Source organism: Psychrobacter sp. PP-21, assembly GCF_033790785.1.
Taxonomy (GTDB): Bacteria; Pseudomonadota; Gammaproteobacteria; order Pseudomonadales; family Moraxellaceae; genus Psychrobacter.
Genome location: NZ_JAMYEB010000040.1, coordinates 1 through 3,813, shown reverse-complemented (window position 1 = coordinate 3,813; position 3,813 = coordinate 1). Strand labels below are relative to the sequence as shown.

Annotated in this window: 4 protein-coding genes; 2 read left to right on the top strand and 2 right to left on the bottom strand. The window is 43.0% G+C overall.

Going from position 1 to position 3,813, the window contains the following annotated elements; translation table 11 throughout:
• Nucleotides 1-183 precede the first annotated feature (183 nt).
• Nucleotides 184-840, top strand: a complete 657-nt coding sequence (locus tag NJD71_RS13355) for a hypothetical protein (protein ID WP_319052392.1) — start codon at nucleotides 184-186, stop codon at nucleotides 838-840.
• A gap of 27 nt (nucleotides 841-867) precedes the next feature.
• On the opposite strand, the gene NJD71_RS13350 is transcribed toward NJD71_RS13355, so the two are convergent.
• Entirely contained in the window at nucleotides 868-1,620 is a 753-nt protein-coding gene (locus NJD71_RS13350; protein WP_319052391.1) for an SDR family NAD(P)-dependent oxidoreductase, read from the bottom strand.
• A gap of 69 nt (nucleotides 1,621-1,689) precedes the next feature.
• On the bottom strand, nucleotides 1,690-2,349 hold the full coding sequence (gene upp / locus NJD71_RS13345; RefSeq protein ID WP_319052390.1) for a uracil phosphoribosyltransferase: 660 nt from the start codon (nucleotides 2,347-2,349) through the stop codon (nucleotides 1,690-1,692).
• 384 nt (nucleotides 2,350-2,733) lie between these two features.
• On the opposite strand from upp, the gene NJD71_RS13340 reads away from it, so the two are divergent.
• Complete coding sequence (locus NJD71_RS13340; protein ID WP_319052393.1) at nucleotides 2,734-3,399, top strand: DNA glycosylase; 666 nt, start codon at nucleotides 2,734-2,736, stop codon at nucleotides 3,397-3,399.
• Nucleotides 3,400-3,813 lie beyond the last annotated feature (414 nt).

Sequence of the window (3,813 nt, the reverse complement as noted above, 5' to 3'; positions counted from 1 at the left end):
AAATCCCATCGAGAAAAAGTGGGCTCAAGTGAAGTTTTTACGCCAAGGTTGGATGGAAAATGACTTATCTAAATTGTTTTATGATATTCATCCAAAACATAACTCTTTTGTAGTGCAGTGACTATAGCACAAAATTTGGCGGGTGGTAAAAGCAGTAGCGATCACTGATAAGGATAGAAGGGTATGAGCAAATCGATATTGTCGTCATTGGATAGTAGCTTGTATCCACAAGTCTGGGAGCAGCAGACCTTTACCAGTCCACAAGCACTTTTATTGTCGATGTTAAATAATGAGGTCACGGTTGATGCCAGCGCCTTTACCAAGCAGCTACTGGCGAATAATATTTATAAAGAATGGATTAACACCACGGTATTTGGGCGTTATCTACATCGTAATTTCACCGCCTTTTATCAGCAGACAGAAGACAGTTTTAATATAGATATGCCTTCGTTGTTCCGTCAGGAGCTAATGCGCCATACGCAGTATTTGCCGCTCACACAGGTGCTTTTTTTTGCAGGAGATATGCCAAAAAGTGTGCGACAGACCAAACTGCTTACCACTACTGTCAATCCAGCCACTGCGATCGTCAATGCTCAGAAATCATCCAAGACATCAGTTACCAATGCCTCCAGAGTAGTGATTAACCAAATTACCATCACGGGTAAGCAAGTATTGGGGTTTGCGATACGTCACCACAAACGCACGAGCGAGCGGCTGCGCAATGAAGTGTTGATTATGGACTTTCAGGACCTGCGTCTGGTCAATGAGATAACGATTGAAGACATAAAAAAAAGCAATATAGAGGGCTCTATATTGCTTCGGTCGTATGAGTTACGCTAATAAGTATATCGAGGAGCTAGACCCGTCTTAACTGTCTTGCTTGGCAACGGTTAAGCCATTGTAGGTTTGGGCCACTGGCATGACTTCTAAGCGATTGACATTAATATGCGCAGGCGACTCAATCAGCCACAGCAAAATATCGCCAATATCTTCACCCGTCATGGTCTTAAAACCATCATAGACCTTTGCCGCTTTGTCGTCATCACCGTGATAGCGTACGTTTGAAAACTCAGTACCCGCAACCACTCCTGGCTCAAGATTGGTCACACGCACTTGCGTACCAAGCAAATCGGCACGTAAGTTTAGGCTGAATTGTTTGACAAACGCTTTGGTCGCGCCGTAAACGTTGCCACCAAAATAAGGCCAGTTACCTGCGATTGAGCCAACATTAATGATATAACCACTATCGCGCGCAACCATCGCTGGTAGGACGGCATGAGTCAACGCCATTAAACCTTTGACATTGGTATCATTCATGCGCATCCAGTCATCGAGACTGGCTTTGTGTGCAGGCTCTGTACCGAGCGCTAATCCTGCATTATTTACGAGCACATCGATTTGCTTGAAACCATCAGGCAGATCAGCAATGATTTGCGGGATAGAGTCTGTTTCACTCACATCCATAACCACGGGCAAAAACGCATCGCCTAGGGTATCTGCCAAAGCATTCAGCTTATCAAGGCGTCTAGCACAACCAATCACGTGATGGCCGTTTGCAACCAAACGCTCTGCTAGCGCTTTACCAAACCCTGCGCTTGCACCTGTAATCAATACGTTCATTATCTGTCCTTATTATCGATGCTGTCTACTTTTGCTACAACCTTGATGACGACTTTGTCTGTTTTGGTATTATTTATTAGATAACTGCTTACCAAATATCTTGTCGCCAGCATCACCAAGCCCCGGGATGATATAACCATGCTCATCTAAATGGCTATCGAGAGCAGCGGTGAAGATCTGCACATCAGGATGCGCGTCATTGACCAAGCGCACACCTTCAGGCGCGGCGACCAAAACCAAAGCCTTGATGTTTTTGCAGCCGTGCTTTTTAAGCATATCGATTGTTGCGACCATAGAGCCGCCAGTAGCGAGCATCGGATCGACAATCAATGCAGGGCGTTTGTCCATGTGGCTGACGAACTTCTCAAAGAAAGGCACAGGCTGTAGCGTTTCTTCGTCACGTTGTAGACCGACAACAGAAATTTTAGCAGTAGGGATTAGATCGAGCACGCCATCAAGCATGCCAATACCTGCGCGCAAAATAGGTACGATAGTTGCTGTCTTACCGATGATTTGCTCACCAGTGATCTCGCCGCACCAGCCTTGCATTGGAAACGTCTCAATTTCAAAATCGCGACTTGCTTCATACGCCATCAAGCGCGCAAGTTCTTTGGTCAATGTGCGAAACTTATAAGTGCTACAGTCTTTTTCACGCATGAGACTGAGTTTATGACGGACTAGTGGATGATCGATTACCGTAATGTTCAAATCGTTGTTTAAGTCACTCATAGAATCTCTCTTGGTTTCTTGTCTGATGCTTGCGCAGTTACTGCGGTTGCTATTAGTATAAAAGATACAAACACTTACCGCACTTTAACCATATATCTAGCATATAGATAGTAAGGTTAGAACTCTCACAATCATGTTTATCAAATACGTTTACTGCCTCACAGCAGTAACTGCTGAGGACGATAACAATGTTCACGTTCACAGTTACCATCAAAGCCTAAGCAATTTAGGCTAAGCAGGTCGATATCTCGCTATTTAAGTTAACCAATCAAATGAACTTAGGTTGACTATAAGTGTAATGACAAGTGAGGTAGTGTTTAGACCTGCTATGATACCAAAAAAACCGCTTTTCTGATGAAGAATATCATGACTATAAAAACATCAATGCCCCAAGATATAGATACAACGCTCACATCTGCTAAAAACAAAGCTGCAGAAATTGAAACGCATCCTTTCGAGCCTGTGTTGCCATCAAACGCGACTATCATGATGATGGGTACTTTTCCACCGACTGCCGATAAGTGGGCAATGAGTTTTCATTACCCTAACTTTTATAACGACATGTGGCGAATATATGGTCGGGTATTTTTTGATGATGCTGATTATTTTAGAGTCGGCGATGAGAAGCGCTTTGATCCTGAGCGCATACGCAATTTTATGTTTGAACGTGGTATAGCGTCTTGCCCGACAGTCAAGCAGGCTATTCGAGAGACTGGCAATGCTTCGGATAAAAACCTAACCGTGGTGACGCCAGTTGATTTGGATAGTATCTTGCCGCAAGTGCCAAAGGTAGCGACATTGTTCACGACAGGAGGCAAGGCGACCGAAGTGCTACTTGGGTTATTAGATGAGCCAATTGCCAAATCAAAACATCCAAAAACCAATCAAAGTATGGATTACCCTTATCAGTGGCAAGACAGCAACCAAACCAATATGGTTAATGACTTAACTTTATATAGGCTGCCTTCGACCTCGCGCGCTTATCCGCTATCGTTGGATAAGAAAGTCGCTGCATATAAGGCGTTTTTTGAGAGGATGGGTAAGTTATAAAGTATAACTATAGAGAGGACTGTTCCAATATAGAATGAAGCTAAAAGGTAGTAAAACGCATCTATCTACTGGAACTAAATATTTTTGCTAGGATAAAACATAATCAAGAGCACATATCTACTCATCTCTAGTGCATCAAAAACAACCAACTCCAACCCATTGAAAAAATTACCATTTTTATGTTCCGCTAAAATAAGTCCAAAAACATTAACAAAACAGGTTGACACAAAAGTTAAACCCTCTATAATACGCCCTCATCGGACGGACTAGCGGCAACTAATATGTAGATTACATATTAATAACGCAGTTAACCTGGTGAAACAAATTATAAAAAGTCTTGACAAATCAAATCAATATGATAAGATAGTCGGCTCGCTAGATAGCTTAACCGGAGACGGATTGGCTAGATGGCAA